Annotated in this window: 14 protein-coding genes and 1 pseudogene; 12 read left to right on the plus strand and 3 right to left on the minus strand. The window is 47.3% G+C overall.

All coding sequences use genetic code 11. The annotated features are described in order from the left end of the window. Positions 1-360: 360 nt before the first annotated feature. From GC178_05660 to GC178_05710, 11 genes and pseudogenes are all read left to right on the plus strand, one after another. Positions 361-2,199: a hypothetical protein gene (locus GC178_05660; GenBank protein ID MBI1287049.1), complete on the plus strand. Its 1,839-nt coding sequence runs from the start codon at positions 361-363 to the stop codon at positions 2,197-2,199. A gap of 18 nt (positions 2,200-2,217) precedes the next feature. Next, positions 2,218-5,184, plus strand: a complete 2,967-nt coding sequence (locus GC178_05665; GenBank protein MBI1287050.1) for a hypothetical protein — start codon at positions 2,218-2,220, stop codon at positions 5,182-5,184. A 3-nt stretch (positions 5,185-5,187) separates the two neighbouring features. Next, a pseudogene (locus tag GC178_05670) lies at positions 5,188-5,373 on the plus strand (glycine C-acetyltransferase). Positions 5,374-5,477: 104 nt separating this feature from the next. After that, entirely contained in the window at positions 5,478-5,924 is a 447-nt protein-coding gene (gene rplM, locus GC178_05675; protein ID MBI1287051.1) for a 50S ribosomal protein L13, read from the plus strand. Between the two features lie 13 nt (positions 5,925-5,937). Then, positions 5,938-6,324 (plus strand): 30S ribosomal protein S9, encoded by a 387-nt coding sequence (rpsI, locus tag GC178_05680; protein MBI1287052.1) that lies wholly within the window; start codon positions 5,938-5,940, stop codon positions 6,322-6,324. A gap of 31 nt (positions 6,325-6,355) precedes the next feature. Continuing rightward, complete coding sequence (gene rpsB / locus GC178_05685) at positions 6,356-7,147, plus strand: 30S ribosomal protein S2 (GenBank protein ID MBI1287053.1); 792 nt, start codon at positions 6,356-6,358, stop codon at positions 7,145-7,147. Between the two features lie 24 nt (positions 7,148-7,171). Continuing rightward, on the plus strand, positions 7,172-7,990 hold the full coding sequence (locus tag GC178_05690; protein MBI1287054.1) for an elongation factor Ts: 819 nt from the start codon (positions 7,172-7,174) through the stop codon (positions 7,988-7,990). A 71-nt stretch (positions 7,991-8,061) separates the two neighbouring features. Continuing rightward, the gene (locus GC178_05695; protein ID MBI1287055.1) at positions 8,062-8,769 is read left to right on the plus strand and encodes a UMP kinase; all 708 of its coding nucleotides are present in this window, start codon (positions 8,062-8,064) and stop codon (positions 8,767-8,769) included. 96 nt (positions 8,770-8,865) lie between these two features. Continuing rightward, positions 8,866-9,429 (plus strand): ribosome recycling factor, encoded by a 564-nt coding sequence (locus GC178_05700; GenBank protein MBI1287056.1) that lies wholly within the window; start codon positions 8,866-8,868, stop codon positions 9,427-9,429. Positions 9,430-9,550: 121 nt separating this feature from the next. Then, the gene (recJ, locus tag GC178_05705) at positions 9,551-11,269 is read left to right on the plus strand and encodes a single-stranded-DNA-specific exonuclease RecJ (protein ID MBI1287057.1); all 1,719 of its coding nucleotides are present in this window, start codon (positions 9,551-9,553) and stop codon (positions 11,267-11,269) included. A 3-nt stretch (positions 11,270-11,272) separates the two neighbouring features. Then, on the plus strand, positions 11,273-12,142 hold the full coding sequence (locus GC178_05710) for a hypothetical protein (protein ID MBI1287058.1): 870 nt from the start codon (positions 11,273-11,275) through the stop codon (positions 12,140-12,142). A 70-nt stretch (positions 12,143-12,212) separates the two neighbouring features. Here GC178_05710 and GC178_05715 read toward each other — a convergent pair whose 3' ends face one another. The 3 genes from GC178_05715 to dnaG all read right to left on the minus strand — a co-directional run bounded on the left by GC178_05715 (position 12,213) and on the right by dnaG (position 15,324). Beyond that, a complete protein-coding gene (locus GC178_05715; protein MBI1287059.1) occupies positions 12,213-12,776 on the minus strand; it encodes a PIN domain-containing protein in 564 nt (187 codons plus the stop codon). Beyond that, positions 12,766-13,227, minus strand: coding sequence for a helix-turn-helix domain-containing protein (locus GC178_05720; GenBank protein MBI1287060.1), 462 nt, complete (start codon positions 13,225-13,227; stop codon positions 12,766-12,768). The genes GC178_05715 and GC178_05720 overlap by 11 nt, the downstream gene beginning before the upstream one ends. A 126-nt stretch (positions 13,228-13,353) precedes the next feature. Continuing rightward, a complete protein-coding gene (gene dnaG / locus GC178_05725; GenBank protein ID MBI1287061.1) occupies positions 13,354-15,324 on the minus strand; it encodes a DNA primase in 1,971 nt (656 codons plus the stop codon). Positions 15,325-15,596: 272 nt separating this feature from the next. Here dnaG and GC178_05730 point away from each other — a divergent pair, with 272 nt between their 5' ends. After that, a complete protein-coding gene (locus GC178_05730; GenBank protein MBI1287062.1) occupies positions 15,597-17,708 on the plus strand; it encodes an OmpA family protein in 2,112 nt (703 codons plus the stop codon). Positions 17,709-17,724: the final 16 nt, after the last annotated feature.

Genomic DNA, 17,724 nt, shown 5'->3' on the forward strand with positions numbered 1-17,724 from the left:
AAACAAAACGAAATATTTGTTTCGTATGCAGAGTCGCCAGCATCTGCAATAGGGAAAGAAAAAGCGTGGGAAATAATCAAAAAGCCTATTAAGCTATGAAATATCGGAATCAATCCTTTATAGGGAGACGTACGAAATAATTTATTCGGGTTGGACTACCCGATTAGGCAAAACCGATAGTTACGAATATACTTACGTGTGGATCCCGAATTACAATATTGATGACACAACAGTTTCTAATCCGCTTGTGAATCCGAAATACAACTTGGAGTATCAAATTGAAACGACTAATGAAATGGGGTGTATTGCGGAGGATCAGGTAAATGTTGAAGTAAGACAACCAATTCAACTAAGTGGTAGATGTATTATTTATTAGACCGATATACATTTCTGATTCGGCCATTGGTGCTAATAATGTTTACGTTTTTCAAAACAAGCAACTATAGCGTCTGGGCACAAGGGCCAGCATTAGAATGGGTGGGGGTCATGGTAAATGGTGAGCGTGAAATGGATTCGTACGCCATGACAGTCGATGACGAAGGAAGTGTCATTACAATGGGTTACTTCCTTGGTATAGTAGACATGGATCCAGGTCCTTCTGAGTATCTCTTGGAAACAGATTTTACTTACACCGATATTTTTATCCAAAAACTGGACTCCTCCGGTAATTTTCAATGGGCAGCACAATTTGGTGGCAACCTACCGGATGGCTCAATTTCTCCACCAGCACCTTTTGATAATGCTTCGCCAATAGGTGGTGCTGTGAAAGCAGATTCTGTAGGCAATTTGTTCTTAGTCGTTGGGTTCATGAGCGACTCTGTAGATGTTGACCCCGGACCGGGTGTTAATTACATATATCGAACAAGTCCCTTTTCAGAAAGCGGTTGGGAGTTTGACTACGCTGTAATAAAGCTCGACCCAGAGGGAAATTTTATTTGGGCTCATTCCTTTGGCGGAACCATGTCGGAGTACGTAAGTGACGCTGAGGTGGATTCAGACGGAAATTTATATGTAGCAGGTTCATTTCAAGATTCTGTCGATTTTGACCCTTCACCCGCCAATAGTTCGTGGCTTTTGGCTGATGGAACCCAGTCTGGATTTATCCAAAAGTTCAATGGTGATGGTGAATTGTTATGGGTGAAGCAAATGGGAAGTCCGACCGGATATGCCATTGTGTCTGATATCGAAACTGATGCATTTGATAACCTTCTATTGGTCGGAACATTTACCGACACATTTGACTTTGACCTTGGATTAGGAGTATTTGAAATGATTGGTATGGTTGATACTGTGGCATTGAGCACGTTTGTTGTAAAGTATGACTCTGACCTGAATTTCCATTGGGCAAAACAACTACCAACGGGTGGCAAAACCTCAATGACCCTTCACTCAGGAGGCTCTATCGCCATTGCCTGTGAATTTGCAACTGGTAATGAGGTTACTGTTGACATTGACCCATCACCTATCAGTCAATTTTTTGTAAGCAACAATGGGATTTATGGTTTCTACATTGTTAAACTAAACATGGATGGCGGCTTTATTTGGGGGGGAAGTATCGATTCCTATTTCTATAACCTGCAATATGAACAAGACGAGGGTCTTGTGCTGGCCATTGAACTACCAAGTGTAGTGGATATTGATCCCGGACCTGAGTTCTACGTCCCTGATTCAACTGACTTTGTTGGTGCCACATTCCTACGACTACGTCCAGATAACTCGCTTGATTGGGCAAGGTCGGTTGGCTATCTCAAACCATTTCACCATGAGCAACTGTCAATGGAAGTGGATGATTCAAACAACATTTACATTTCATCTGGTTTCATTGGTACTGTTGATGTTGATCCTTCTCCAGCTGATACGTTCAATATTGATTGGGGTGGTACTTATTGGCGAAATTACGACATTTTTGTTCTGAAATGGTCTCAGCCTGACATATCGGTTAATGTTTTAACCGAAATGGACTCAGCAATCTTAGCCGTTTATCCTAACCCCTCTACTGGCCAATTTGTCATAGACTTTGGAGATTCGCATGAAAGAGGAATATACCGTGTAGTGGATCAGTTTGGACGGGTTGTTCAAAGTGGTAGCTGCCCCGATGGTCAATATTGTGAAATTTACTTGGATGTCAGATATGGAACCTTCATCTGCACCGTGAACACAGAATCCAATAGTTACTCATTCCCGATTATTATTTATTGACGTTTAGCTCCCATCACTATGAAATCTATTGTACATTTTCTACCACTTTTCCTATTTGCCAGTCTCCAGTGTGTCGGTCAAATTCAAGTCGGCAATTATACAATCTTCGCTGATTCAGAAAATTATGGAACACCATATCAATTGTGTGAAAACAGAATCAATCTGGTCTTTTTGGCCGAAGGTTATACAGGCAATGCGACCAATGATACATCCTATTTTCTTGCCCATGTGGATGCGATTGTACAAAGAATGTTTGATGATGACCCCAGTATACAGCAGCCAAATACAATTCCACTCAACCGTTACAGAGACTATTTCAACATCTATTGGGTTTGGGTTGAGTCCGTGGACACAAATGGACTTACAGGAGCGGGTTGTCGCTTTTATCCCAATTGTACTCATACCTTACCGGGGTATACTTGCCAACCACCGGTGAATAACTATTTCGGATCCGTATATGATTACGATACGGTTACGCATAGATTACTGTTCCCAATTGATCCGGAATGGGTGCTTGATGAAGTGCAACTGGAAATGTTCGGTGGTGATACGACATCTCCATTGGAGATAATTCTCTGTGTAAATACATTAACATCTCAGCCAGCGTCAGAGGCTACGCCTCCATGGTCTGAGTGGGGCGGTGGCGGTGATTGGGATGTATCCAACGGAGTTGGAATTCTGACCACTGCTAGATTTTCTTATTCGTATGATACTTGGGGACCAGCGCTAAAGTATTCTGCAGACCTATGCTTACATGAGTTCGGTCACATGCTCGGTGAAGTTCTAGATGAGTACTGGTTTGACATGACCGAAATCGGTGGTGTCAACGAAGCTGCTAATCGGACGGTTGACGATAGTGACCCGTCATTGAGATGGGGTGAGTGGCAAGATGGAGATTACCCAGTTCCAACACCAATGATTGATGTTAACAATTTTGCCAATGCCGTGGTATCAGGTCCCGATACAGTTTTTAGGCCTACACAGAATGAGACATGTAAGATGGAGAATGTGACGAGCCCGTACTGTGCAGTTTGTAAGGAAGGAATAATAGAAATGATTCACGCTTCAATTAAGCCATACGACCGAAATGATATATCGCCCGATACGAATCTGACACATCAGGCTAGCTCAAGCCTTGTTTTCGACCCCGCAATAATAGACACCGACCCCAGTTATATGCAGGTAACGTGGTATGTTAATGGACAACCTGCTGAAACAATCCTTGGCAGTGGTGCTGATGGAGGCACAACGGATTTTACTTGGCAATTCGATTGTTCGGATACAAACTTGGTAGTTGGAGAAAATATCATCTCTGTAGAAATATTCGACATTACGGGTTATGATGATTCAAATAACCCTTTGGGTCCCGTATTTACGGCAGATACTCGACTTGTCAGAGAAGCATACCATTCATTGAATCATAGAGACACCATTTCTTGGACGGTTACCTACAATGGTCTGGCGCAGACCGACCTCTGGATGAAAGATTATGATGAGGACATTGGAGATGAACCATGGAGCCCCTTTGGGTGGTTCTTCGATCACTGCCCGGATGTGAAGGTGCAGAACACGCAGGAGACAGGCAGCTATACGTGGGATGACCTCGTTAATGAGTCGCCCCATTATGACCCGGACTCCTCATCATTCATCTATGCTCAGGTGCGCAACCGTGGCTGTTCCACCTCTGATGGGAGTGACACCCTTCGGGTTTACACCACGTTCCGGGGTTCGGGCGATTCATGGGAAGCGGGCTACTGGGGCAACCCCGTTCCATCTCAGTTCGGTTACCAAGTGGGATATGGCATTATACCGAGCATTGCGAAAGGCGACAGCGGCATCGTTGAGATAGAATGGGACTGGGCCATGGACACCATCCATCCCGATACCGTGAACAACTGGTACTCATGCCTTCTCGCACGTATCGAGAACGTGACCGTTGACCCGATCCATACTCCCGATACGCTCAACATCACCAACTGGATCCATTACAACAACAATGTTGCGATGTTCAACGCCCATGTGCTCGACCTGAACTTTGCTGGTATAGTGGTGCAGACAATAGGAGGAAAACCCTATGTGGGCGGCTGGGTGTATGTAGATAACAACAGCAGCAGCACCGATGATTTCGATCTTGCATTCGATACCGACAGTGAAGGCAAGGAGACGGATATACGCGATGAGGCTGAGATCATTGTGAGTTTCGGTACACCATCTTCAGGCTTTGATGTGGTCAGCGCATTGGACAATGCCACCTTATCGGGTCTTGCCCAATTGGATTCGGTGACATTCAAGGTCTCCTCAGACAATGCGACCATCAGTGGTCTGGAAATTCCAGATGATGGTTATGTACCAACATTTGTAGGATTCGCCTTTCTCACACAACAGGTGACCGGCACGATGGACCGACTGTATCACATGAGTCAGTATCTGTCTTCTGAACCCGGTAAAAATCTCGCAGGGCAGCATTACGAGACCAAGCGGGTTTCCAGAAACCTGTTCTCGGCCAATGCGGGAAGTGATGAAACGATCCTTTCGGGTGACACCGTTACGCTTTCGGCCACCGACATCGGTGAAGATGCCCTTTACTTTTGGCTGAACGAAGCGGGCGAAGTAGTTGGTACAGGAGACCAGTTGGATGTTTCACCGAGTTCCACCACCACCTACACGCTGGAAGCGATTGCCGAGGCCGATGGTTACAAGGATTACGATGATGTGACCGTAACCGTCACCAACGGGCTGATAACCAGTATTGCTCCCAATCCCGCCAGTTCCACCACCACGGTGTATTACGAGACCACGGGAGTTACAACGGTCAAATTGAAGGTGGTTGATGTGGGCACCATGATGCAGGTTGACAATTTCACGGTAACGGCAGGTACAGGAAGTAAGGTCATTACGGTATCGGGATATAATTCGGATGCGCACATAATTACCTTGGAAGGAGATGGCGAGAATCTGGATGCCAAGACATTGATGGTGCAGTAAAATGCGCAGCAGTTTGCCGATAAGCTGTTGGAAAAAGGCATTTACGCCATCGGGTTCTTCTATCCCGTTGTTGGGAAAGGGCAGGCACGGATCCGAGTTCAAATTTCAGCTGCGCACGAACAGCATCACTTGGATAAAGCAGTGGAAGCATTCACCTCCGTTGGCCGAGAATTAGGCGTGGTGAAATGATTTATTTACAAACCATTGTTCATTCTGGAAATTAGTAATATCTTCGCAGCCCCAAATTCGGGGAGGAGTGGAAGCTCCTTTGATAAACTGAAAACAAATTTGAAGTGAAAGCACCGAGCTTTAAGACCATTTCAGCCAACAAGAACACCGCAAACAAAGAGTGGGTGGTGATCGATGCCGAAGGAAAAACCCTTGGCCGTTTGGCTTCTACCGTTGCCTACTACCTGAGAGGTAAGAACAAAGTCAATTTCACTCCACACGTTGATTGTGGTGATAACGTAATCGTTATCAATGCAGAGAAGGTGGAGCTTTCTGGCAACAAGCGCGAAAGCAAGCAGTACATGCACCACACAGGTTACCCTGGCGGACAGCGTTTGCGCAGCGTAGATCAGGTTTTGGCCAAAGACCCAACAGGGTTGGTGACCAAAGCGGTAAAAGGCATGTTGCCTAAGAACCGTTTGGGCCGCGCGCTTTTCGGTAACCTTCACGCCTATGCAGGACCTAACCATCCGCATGAGGCTCAGAAACCACGAACTATTTCACTTAACTGATATCCGAATTTAGATGGAAGTGATCAACACATTAGGAAGAAGAAAGACCGCAGTTGCACGCGTTTACCTGAAAGCAGGTAAGGGCGCAATTTTGGTTAATGGAAAAGACGCAAAAGTGTATTTCCCAACGTCAATCCTTCAGGATACTATCAGAAGACCATTCAACGTATTGGAAGTTGATGGTAAGTACGATGTAAAAGTGAATGTGAACGGTGGTGGTATCACCGGACAGGCTGAGGCCATTTCGCTTGCAATTGCCAGAGCATTGGTGAAGCAGGATGAAACTGTGAAGCCGGCATTGAAAAAATTCGGACTGATGACACGTGATCCACGTATGGTTGAGCGTAAGAAATTCGGTCAGAAGAAGGCAAGGAAGAAATTCCAGTTCAGCAAGCGTTAATCAAGAAGATATTTCAAACAACATTATTCGAATGGCTCAACCTACAGTACAGGAAATGCTAGAATCAGGTGTTCATTTCGGACACTTGAAAAGAAAATGGAATCCGGCAATGGCGCCTTACATCTTCATGGAGAAGAATGGTACGCACATTATCGACCTGAACAAGACCTCAGCCAAGTTGGACGAGGCTTGCAAGGCCATCAAAAACATGGCGCGTTCAGGAAAGAAGATCCTTTTCGTTTCTACAAAGAAGCAAGCGCAAGGAATCATTGCTCGCGAGGCAGGTCGTGTAAACATGCCTTACGTTACTGAAAGATGGCCAGGAGGTATGCTTACCAACTTCGCTACTATCCGTAAAGCGATCCGTAAAATGGCTGCTATTGATAAAATGGCAACTGACGGAACGTTCGATACCATGTCGAAGCGTGAGCGTTTGATGATCACGCGTCAGCGTGAGAAATTGGAGCGTGACCTTGGTTCAATTGCTGACCTTACACGTCTACCATCTGCGATCTTCATCGTAGATATCGTGAAGGAGCACATTGCGGTTAACGAAGCACACAAGTTGAACATCCCAACTTTCGCAATCGTTGATACCAACGCAAATCCGAAAGAAGTTGATTTCGCCATTCCTGGAAATGACGATGCCGCCAAGTCGATCGAGTTGATCGTGAAGGCATTGACAGATGCAGTTGCTGAAGGTCTTGCTGAGAGAAAAGCAGGAAAAACGAGTGATGCTGAGGAAGAAGAGGAAGAAGGAGAAGTGGAAGAAGTTCCAGCAAGCGTAAAAGCTGTTGCTGCGGATAACGGAGACGATGACTAAAAACTAATTAAAGTGGAAGCTACAGTGAAAATTACTGCTGCTCAGGTAAACGAGCTAAGACAGAAGACAGGCGCAGGAATGATGGATTGCAAGAAAGCCCTTGTTGAGGCTGCTGGCGATTTTGATGCTGCTATTGACCTACTTAGAAAGCAAGGACAGAAAGTTGCTGCAAAGCGTTCTGACCGCGATGCTGCTGAAGGAATGGTTCTGGGTAAGGTGAACGGCAACAAGGCCATTCTTCTTAACCTAAGCTGCGAAACTGACTTCGTTGCGAAAACCGATGATTTTGTTGGTTTCACAAACGCGTTGGTTGATCTTGCTTTCGAGAACAACTTGACCACAGTTGATGCATTGGTTGCAGCTTCTTACAACGGAACAACGGTAGCTGAGGCTATTACTGAGCTTACTGGTAAAACGGGAGAAAAAGTTCAGGTTTCAGGACTTGAGGTGATTGAAGCTCCAACTGTTGTTGCTTACAATCACCCTGGAAACAGAGTTGGAACCATCGTTGGACTTAACAAGGCTGGTTTCGAGGAAATGGGACGCGATGTGGCAATGCAAGCTGCTGCCATGGCTCCGGTTGCCTTGAACAAAGAATCAGTTTCTGATGAGGTCATCGCCAAGGAAATTGAGATCGGTAAAGAGTTGGCCATCCAAGAAGGAAAGCCAGCTGATATGGCTGAGAAGATCGCTCAAGGTCGTTTGGGTAAATTCTTCAAAGAGAACACCTTGATGGAGCAGGCCTTCATTAAGGACAACAAGTTGAGTGTTGCTCAGTACTTGAAGACCGGAGACCCTGAATTGACGGTTACAGATTTCAAGCGTTTTTCGCTTGGAGCTTGATAAAAACAGAAAAAAGAGGATTTAAATCCTCTTTTTTTTTGCCCACAATTTTTTAAGATCGTAGCATGAATTTGAAGTACAAGAGAGTGCTCCTGAAACTCAGCGGAGAATCGTTGATGGGAGATAAGCAGTTCGGTATCGACCATGATCGTTTGGGTCAGTACGCGCAGGAGATCAAAGAAATTGTGGAATCTGGTGTTGAGTTGGCCATCGTAATCGGTGGTGGAAACATCTTCCGAGGAATTCAGGCGGCAGAAGGCGGTATGGACCGCGTACAGGGCGATTACATGGGCATGTTGGCCACGATGATCAACAGCATGGCGCTTCAGTCGGCTTTGGAGAACATCAACCTGGATACACGACTTATGTCTGCCATTAAGATGGATGAGATCGCAGAGCCGTTCATTCGCAGAAGAGCAGTTCGTCACTTGGAAAGAGGCCGTGTGGTCATTTTCGGTGCAGGAACTGGAAATCCATATTTCACTACGGATTCGGCTGCTTCGCTGCGCGCCATCGAAGTAGAAGCCGATGTGATTCTGAAAGGAACGCGTGTGGATGGAATCTACACGGCTGACCCTGAGAAAGACGCTACAGCCGAGAAATTCGATACCATCAGCTTCAATGAAGTTTACAACCGAGGACTTCAGGTGATGGACATGACCGCATTCACACTTTGCAACGAGAACAAATTGCCGATCATCGTTTTCAACATGGATGAAGGCGGAAACCTTTCTCGTGTTGTGGCAGGTGAAACGGTCGGTACGCTTGTAGAAGGATAGATTACGCAGCCTCAAGCCTCTGTGTAACTCCTTTTCTCAGGTCATCTCTGTGCAACAACTTTATTCATAATCCCTATTTTCGACCAAATTTCAATTATGGAAGAAGAGTTAGAGTTCATTTTCGATTCGACTAAGGAAGGGATGGAGAACGCCATTGAGCGTTTGGAACATGAGTTGGCGCGTATCCGTGCGGGAAAGGCAAGTCCTCAAATGCTTACCAGCGTGATGGTGGAGTATTACGGTTCCATGACTCCGCTCAAGAATGTGGCGAACACCACCACGCCAGATTCCAAAACGTTGCAGATTCAACCATTCGAAAAAGGAATTCTTGAAGAAATTGAGAAAGGCATCATGCGTGCAAATCTCGGTTTCAATCCGATGAACGATGGAAAAGTGGTACGCATCAGCATTCCACCGTTGACAGAAGAGCGCAGACGCGATCTGGTGAAGCAAGCGCGAGCCGTAGCCGAGCAGGCAAAGGTTTCCATCAGAAATGCGCGTAAGGACGCCAACGATGAGATAAAGAAGCTTCAGAAAGACGGAATGTCGGAAGACATTGCCAAACGCGCTGAAGGTGACGTTCAAGAACTCACGACCACTTATTCGAATAAGGTAGATGCGTTGGTTGAAGAGAAGGAGAAAGACATTATGACGATTTGATATTTGGTCATGCTGTCCGCCCGAGGCGGATTCAGCATCTAAATAGACCCTGAAATAAATTCAGGGTGACGAAAAAGTCCCGTGCCAAGCGACACGGGGCTTTTTGTTTTAAATTAAGGGCATGCTTGAAACCGAATGGAAATATGCTGACCTGCCCGACCCATCGTTGGTTCGGAATCTGTGCGACCAACTGGGCGTGAAGGAAGATGTGGCGCAACTGCTCATCAATCGCGGTATTACCGATTTTGATGAGGCCAAAGCGTTTTTCCGACCAACGTTGGAGGACCTGCACGACCCATTTCTGATGAAGGATATGGACAAGGCGGTTTCGCGGTTGGAAGAGGCCTTGGGAAACGGGGAGAAGATTCTTATTTATGGCGATTATGATGTGGATGGAACCACTTCGGTCGCGCTGGTTTACAGCTTTCTGAAAGAGCTCGGACAGGTCGATTTCTACATTCCAGACCGCTACACGGAAGGTTACGGACTTTCCATTGCTGGAATTGATTTCGCCAAGGAAAATGGCATTTCGCTCATTATCACTTTAGACTGCGGTATTCGCGCCATTGAGAAAGTGGCGTATGCGAATGAGTTGGGCATCGATATCATCATTTGCGATCACCATTTACCAGGTTCAGAACTGCCAGCGGCTTACGCCATTTTGGATGCGAAGCAAGAAGGCTGCAACTATCCGTACAAGGAATTATGCGGTTGTGGAGTCGGCTTCAAACTGCTGCAAGCGTATTGCGAAAAGAACAATTCTGACTTCGACCGACTGGCTTCACGATTGGATCTGGTGGCGGTGGCCATTGCGGCTGATATAGTTCCGATTACGGGCGAGAATCGTGTTCTCACAGCTTTCGGATTGCAGAAGATCAATCAGGAGCCGTCAACGGGAATCCGTGCGCTCCTCGAATACACCAAAATGAACCGTGAAATGACCATCAGCGATGTGGTCTTTACCATTGCGCCACGCATCAACGCGGCTGGTCGTATCGCTTCTGGAAAGCGCGCGGTGGAACTGCTCATTTCGGATGATCTGAACGAAGCGTTGGAGTTCTCGGCAGAGATTTCCAAGTACAATACCGAGCGCAGAGACTTGGATAAGACGGTGACCGAAGGCGCGCTGGAAATCCTGCAAACGGATGATTTCTACAGCACTTCCAGAAGCACGGTGGTGTTCAACCCCGATTGGCACAAAGGCGTGGTGGGCATTGTGGCTTCACGGCTCATTGAGAAGCATTACAAACCGACCATTGTGCTGTGCGAATCGGAAGGAAAGGCCACGGGTTCGGCACGTTCGGTGCACGATTTTGACATTCACGAAGCGCTTGCCGCCTGCGAAGACCTTCTGGAGCAGTTCGGTGGGCACAAGTACGCGGCCGGTATGAGTTTGAGCTTAGAGAATGTGGATGCATTCCGACAACGGTTTGAGGAAGTGGTTGCCGACCGCATTCAGGAACACATGCTCACGCCCAAACTGGAAATTGACCTCGAGATCGACCTCGACCGCATCACACCCAAATTCATGTCGTTGCTCAAGCAGTTTGCGCCCTTCGGGCCAGGAAACATGAATCCGGTGTTTGTTTCTCGGAATCTGGTGGCGGAAGATGTGCGCACCATGGGCGCGGACGATTCGCATTTGCGGTTCAAACCTGCGCAGCATGGCGTAAAGCATCTGATGCTACAGGCCGTTGCCTTTAAAATGGGACAACTCTATCCGCAACTGGCCGAAGGAAAACCCTTTGATATGGCGTACACGATTGAAGAAAACCATTGGAAAGACAAGGTTTATCTTCAGTTGAATGTGAAGGATATTAAGTTTTGGCACAAGACCTAGACGTTGGATTCAGCAACTTCATTTCTCGAAGCAATTTTTGATGCTCTCAGTAATCGTGAGATTTCAGTTCTGATTTGGATTGCTGGAGCACTCCTCTTAATGCTCGCATCAAAGTCTATTCGAGAGTCGATTTGGGATATTGTGAAAATTCTTTTTGGTAGAACCTTCTTGGTTATTTACGCAATACTATTCTCTTATCTCGGAGTGATGTTGCATTGGTTGTACTCTTCTGAAATATGGGGTTTGGCTCAAGCAAAAGATGTGCTCTTCTGGACTTTCTCGGTTGCCATTATTTCGATTTTCAATACAAAAAAGAAAGATTCGGCTTATTTCAGTGGAGTAATCTTAGATGGTTTGAAATGGACTGCCATCTTGGAATTTGTGGTTAATTTCTACAGTTTCAGTCTGACCGTTGAACTTGTCCTTATACCATTCATTATTTTTTTGAGTCTTATGCAGGCCGTAGCCGAGACTAAGACAGAGTATGCTGCATTGTCCAAGCAACTTTATAATCTGCTCGCCATCTTCGGTCTGATGATTATTTGCTTTACTGCTTATAAAACAGTTACCGACTCTGGTAGCTTCTTTCGTTTTGAAACCCTTTTCGACTTCTTCCTTCCGGTACTCTTGACGGTGCTGCTAATTCCGTTCTTATACGGGTTAGCTCTGTTTAGCGAGTATGAGTCTTACTTCACGTATCTAAATGTCATCACGAATAAATACGATCAGGTAAAAGAGACTAAACGATTGGTGTTGTTGACCGCAAATTTTAACCTATTTAAGTTGGGGCGAATCAGAAAGAACTTCAGCAAGTCTGTTTATTATGACGGAACGGATCTTAAAGATTATATCCGAAAAATAAGTTTGAAGTGAGATTACTTCAAAACCGTTGACCCGATTTCCTTGACCAATACTTTTCTGACCGCCAATTGACGGTTCAGTTTTACAGAAGTGAGTGGAGATAATTGGCCGTGTCTTTCAGGCCATTCGCTCGGAGTTGGTCAAGCACTTCAAATTCATCCATGTCGGGATTGCGTCTGTGAAACACCATTTCCTTGAAGGCTTTCAGGGCTGTTTCGTGGTTGAGGTCTATCAGGTCGGTCAGAAAATCATCCGCGCTTTTGGCAGAAAGTCCGTAACTCGAAAGATACTCTTCGGGAAAATGCTTGAGGTTGTTGGTTACAATGATGTTCGCATTGGTCTTGATAGCAGCAGCCAATACATGTCGATCTTTCTCGTCAGGTAGATTCAAAACTGCGATCAATCCCTCATATTTAGTAACCAAGGCATCAGGAAATGCTTGGTTTGCAATGCTTACCCGTTTGGCAATTTCTGCTTCGGAAACGCCTTTCCGTTGCATCACATTTTCCCATTCATCAAAAATGTGCGCGCTCCATTTGGGTGTGAACAGGTCGTAATGGGCGAACCAGAAAAGTAGGTCACGAATGGTGATCGGGTAGATAACATTCGTATCCAGCACACACGTAAATCGAACACTATGAATCATACAGACCCGATTCTTCGTCCGATCTCATAAGGTCGATCAGCAGATTCCGCTGCTTCTCCTTCATCTTCTTCTTGTAACCCATCACATCTTCGTATTTGATTCTGCGATGCTTGCCAACCTTTGTGAAAGGAATTTCGCCTTCTTCGAGCAGTTTCACCAAGTGCGGTCGTGAACAACCGATTATTTCGGCAGCAGCTTGCGTGGTTATTTCGGTTGCGATAGGAACGATTGAAATCGGTTGGCCTTCGCCCGTCACCTTTAGGATGTGTGCAAGCATTTTCAAAGCCATCAAGGGAATTTTAATCTTCTCCTGTGTTTCCTCGATTTCAATTTCCACTTGTTCATCCTGCGCATTCAACTCTCCAAGAATTGCTTCCAGCGCGCTGTAAGATTCCATGGCAGATTCTTGCACGGCTTTGGATGGGCGTTCTATTTGATCATACGTTTTCATGACTGTGACGGCTCAAAAGTTTATGTCAAATAAACGAAATATTCGAAAATATGTTTTGATTATTTCGAATGATGATTGAATCAAGTTTGAATTTGATCGGGTTATCTTCAAGAAAGATGGTCGATTTCACTTCAAAACCGTTGAACCGATCTCCTTGGCCAACACCTTTCTGACCGCCAACTGACGGTTCAGTTTTTCCATGAGTAGGAGCAGTTGTTCCTCTTCCGCTTTCTTCATCAGTTCGCGGGTCTCGTTGATCATCTTTTCGAGCTTGCGCAGCTTCAGCACGTTGAGTGATGAAAGGATGGAGCGCTTCAGCACGTCTTCTTCGCGGGTTACGAAAACGTTGTGCTCTTTCCACCGTTCGCTGACGGTATGCGGTTGAGCAAAGAAGTTCACCGCCAAGGCAGAAATTTCGGGGTTCGGGTGGTTGATGAAATGCTGTTCCGTTGGTATTTGTTCCTTTTCCAACATGCTGGCAATCTCCTTGAAAACGGTGTCGTACAGCGGATTGTCGAACGTAATTTCATCCTCCACCAACTCGGTGATCACAAAATCCACCACGTTCACTTCCTCGCGGTCGATCACCTTTTCCTCGTCCTCATCCCACACATCAAACTCAATGTTCTTCTCGCTGTAAAGCATCAGAATGCGGATGATGTCGCGCTCCTGAAAATCCGCATCGCGCTTCTTCAGTTCCTGATTGGATTTGCGCGTGAACGCAGGCATTTCCTCCACCGCAGGCGTTGGTTCGCGACCTGCATCCAGATCGGCCTTGCGCTGTTTTTCGCTCCAATTCTTTCTGCGCGAACGGTTCAATTCCATCATCAGCACTTCCTCGTCCATGTCCATGATGGTGCTGCACTCGCGGATGTAGAGATTGCGCGTAATGGGGTCGGGGATGAGCGCAATGGAACTGATGATGTCCTTGATGAGCCCAGCCGTTTTTATCGGGTCGCCTTTGGCCTCTTCGGCCAGCAGTTGCGCCTTGAACTGAATGAAATCCTTCTGGTTCTGCGCAATGAATTCGCTGAATTCCACCTCATCCAGCTTCTTGCTGTACGAATCGGGGTCTTCGCCATCGGGGAAAAGCACCGTGCGCACGTTCATGCCTTCTTCCAGCACAAGGTCGATTCCGCGGAATGACGCTTTGATACCCGCGTCATCGCCATCGTACATGATGGTGAGGTTGTTCGTGTAGCGTTTAATGAGGCGGATCTGCTCCACGGTGAGACTGGTCCCGGAACTGGCCACCACGTTGTGGATGCCCGCCTGATGCAGCGAGATCACATCGGTGTAGCCTTCCACCATGAAACAGTTGTCCTGCTTGATGATCTCGGCCTTGGCCTGATAGATGCCGTAAACGATCTTGCTCTTGTGGTACACGTCCGTTTCGGGACTGTTGATGTACTTGGCAACCTTCTTATCGCTGCGCAGCGTGCGGCCACCGAACGCGATCACACGCCCCGAAAGATTGTGAATCGGGAACATGACACGGCCTTTGAATCGGTCGAGCAGCTTGCCATCACGCTCCAAGCAAAGCCCGGAATCGATGAGGTATTTCTTGTTGTACTGCTCTTCCAGCGCCTTGTTGCCGAACGCATCGTAGCGGTCGAAACAATAACCGAGGTCGAATTTTTCGATGGTTTCCTGTGAGAACCCACGCTCTTTGAAGTAGCTCAGTCCGATAGCCTGTCCTTCCTCTGTTTTAAGTAGGTTGGAAGTGAACGTACGCTGCGAGAACGCCAAAACCAGATAGAGGCTTTCGCGCTCATTCTGCTCGGCCATCTGTTCGGGTGTCTGTTCTTCCTCCTCAATCTCAATGTTGTACTTCTTGGCCAAATATCGCAGCGCCTCTGGGTAGGTCATCTGCTCGTGTTTCATGATGAAATTGACGGAGTTTCCTCCTTCGCCACAACCGAAACACTTGTAAATCCCCTTGGCGGGCGACACGCTGAACGAAGGCGTTTTCTCGTTATGGAAAGGGCAATTGCCCCACAGATTGGCGCCCTTCTTTTTCAGGTGCACAAAATCGCCCACAACCTCCTCTACACGGGCGGTCTCGAATATCTGCGCTATGGTCTCCTGCGGAATCAAAAGGGCGTTAAAGTTAACCCAAACGAGGTCAAAGCACGAAACTCTAAAAACTCAAATTCGAAACAATTTGCCGTCATGCTGAACTTGTTTCAGCATCTATTTAATAAAGACCCTGAAACCAGTTCAGGGTGACGGTCTATTCTGGCGTATCGTGCTTCATCCCCTCGCTTCATCGCCATCAAAAATGTCTCAAAACCTTTTCTATGAGCAATAAGCAGAAAGCATTGGCAGTTTTTATGATGTACGGTAAGAATGTCTAAAACCCGTCCCCGATGAAAAAGTTGCTTGTCTCTCTGCTGATGGTCACCACGTCTGCTTTTGCGCAGAACACGGTCGATCTTTCTGTTTACTTCGATAAGAACAGCGATGTGCCGCACATGCCCGAAATGGCGATGCTCAATGACATTGCGCAGCATCCCAACTCGGACGAGCTGCGCTTTTCGGTGGTCGGATTTACCGACTCCAAAGGCTCGGAGGAATACAACCGCCAGTTGGCCAAGCGCAGGACCAAGGCCGTGGTGAACCATCTGCTGCTTTCGGGAATCATGCCATACAACATCATTTTCGAGTACGAAGGAGAAGTGTGTGACGATGGCGCTACGGATGAGGCGAGTTTGGCCAAGAACAGACGCGTGGACATCCACATCAGCAACGTGGGCAAGTTGGAGGATGAGGGCTTCGCTGGCATGTATGATGAATCGGTGTTCGATAGGCCGCTGCCAACGGTCAATCCCGATGCGGAGAAGTTCAGCATCAATGCCGATGAGGGTTCGTGTATTGAAACCGCCAGCGGTACGCTGATCGACATTCCGCCCATGGCGTTTATGGATGCTTACGGACGGCCGATAAGCGGTGAGGTGGAAATTGAGTACGAGGAGTTCAACGACCCGTTTGCGATTTTCCTCAGCGGCATAACTATGAAGTACAAGGGAAACGGCAAGGTGGAGGATTTTGAATCGGCTGGAATGTTCAGTCTCACGGCATCGCAGCGCAATCGCCCTGTGGAGTTGCGTCCCGACCGCTCTGTCAGCCTCGATTTTGCTTCGGTAAGCACCGATGATGATTTCGATTTCTTCTTCCTCGACCCCAATTCTGGGGAATGGAATGACGTTGGGAAAGCCGCTCTGCGCGAGGATGAGGCGAATGTCGTTTACGCCATGAATTCCATGTCGCCTGCGGTGATGCATTACATCGGTCTGACCGATTTTATGTCGCCATCAACTGCACGGAGGATGACGCTTGAAGACCAATTTCAGAACATGCAGTACATGAACGGCCGACCCATTGCCAGCTACTACCGTTTTCTGCGCAATGGCGATCAGCGCGAGAAGCGGAAGTTCCGATCGGGCTGGAACAAGCAGGCGGGATTCAAATTCAAAATGAAATTGGCCAAACTGAAGGAACATCCCAATACCCTTCTTTTCAGCATTGATAAGCGCAAACGTTTTACGCAAAATCCGGAACTCCGCCTGTTCAATGGCCGCCTGTGGGAGTATGCCGGTGCTCTTTCGCGTGAGCAGTTGAGAGCACAATTTCATCGCAGAAAGTTCCACAACATGCGAATTCGGTACGAAGCGGGTTCTGAAACTGCCATCCTCGAACTAAAGGATCTCGATTCTATCGTTTCGGTCCCGGTCAAGAAGGTGGCGGTTGCCGATCCATCGCTCGACATCCGCCAACGGATGTGGGGCGAATTCTCTCCCACTTACGAGAAAATGCGCCTTAAAAGCCAGACGCGGCAATTCGACACGCGTTATAAGATCTACCAGCGTTCGCTTGCCAGACAGGAGAGACAGTTGCAGCGAGAGGCCGACCGTTTCGATAAAAAGTCTCAGCGCGAATATGTCCGCAGCCTGAAAGGCGCGTGGAAGGAAAGCAAATATCAGATGCACGATGGCGAGAAGATGATGAGTTTCTCCTCGTGGAACACCTACTGCGAGAACCTGACCGATGAGGTGGAAGCATTTCAGGCGCGACAACAAATGAGCAAGTCCGTCATTCGAAGCCTGCAGCTTGACAGGATGGGAATCTACAACTGCGACCGCATCAAACTGCTCAACGACCCGCAGAAGGTTGAACCACGGTTTGTGATGGGCGATGGCAAGGCGATCTACTGGGAAAAGGCCTACGCCATCCACGACAATTTCAATGGCGTGATCGAGTTTTGGAGCAGGGGAAAAGGTCCCATCACCATCGATCCCGCCCAGCTCGAAATGATCCTGGTGATCGATTTCTCAGGGCGCACCTATCGCCTCAACGAGGCCGAAGTGATTGCCATGAACCGTGGCAAGGTGGCACATAGGATCATGCACGTGACCGAGTTCGACCACACGCCCGAATCATTAGATGACCTGCGGGAGTCTTTGAGTATGGTACGGCAGTGATCGCCCTACCCTCTTT

Source organism: Flavobacteriales bacterium (assembly GCA_016124845.1).
GTDB lineage: Bacteria > Bacteroidota > Bacteroidia > UBA10329 > UBA10329 > UBA10329.

Coding starts and splice junctions, on each gene's coding strand:
- GC178_05715 (MBI1287059.1), bottom strand. CDS start 12,776: ATGATTCATAGTGTTCGATTTACGTGTGTGCTGGATACGAATGTTATC.
- rpsI (MBI1287052.1), top strand. CDS start 5,938: ATGGAAGTGATCAACACATTAGGAAGAAGAAAGACCGCAGTTGCACGC.
- GC178_05700 (MBI1287056.1), top strand. CDS start 8,866: ATGGAAGAAGAGTTAGAGTTCATTTTCGATTCGACTAAGGAAGGGATG.
- GC178_05730 (MBI1287062.1), top strand. CDS start 15,597: ATGAAAAAGTTGCTTGTCTCTCTGCTGATGGTCACCACGTCTGCTTTT.
- rpsB (MBI1287053.1), top strand. CDS start 6,356: ATGGCTCAACCTACAGTACAGGAAATGCTAGAATCAGGTGTTCATTTC.
- GC178_05720 (MBI1287060.1), bottom strand. CDS start 13,227: ATGAAAACGTATGATCAAATAGAACGCCCATCCAAAGCCGTGCAAGAA.
- GC178_05665 (MBI1287050.1), top strand. CDS start 2,218: ATGAAATCTATTGTACATTTTCTACCACTTTTCCTATTTGCCAGTCTC.
- GC178_05660 (MBI1287049.1), top strand. CDS start 361: ATGTATTATTTATTAGACCGATATACATTTCTGATTCGGCCATTGGTG.
- recJ (MBI1287057.1), top strand. CDS start 9,551: ATGCTTGAAACCGAATGGAAATATGCTGACCTGCCCGACCCATCGTTG.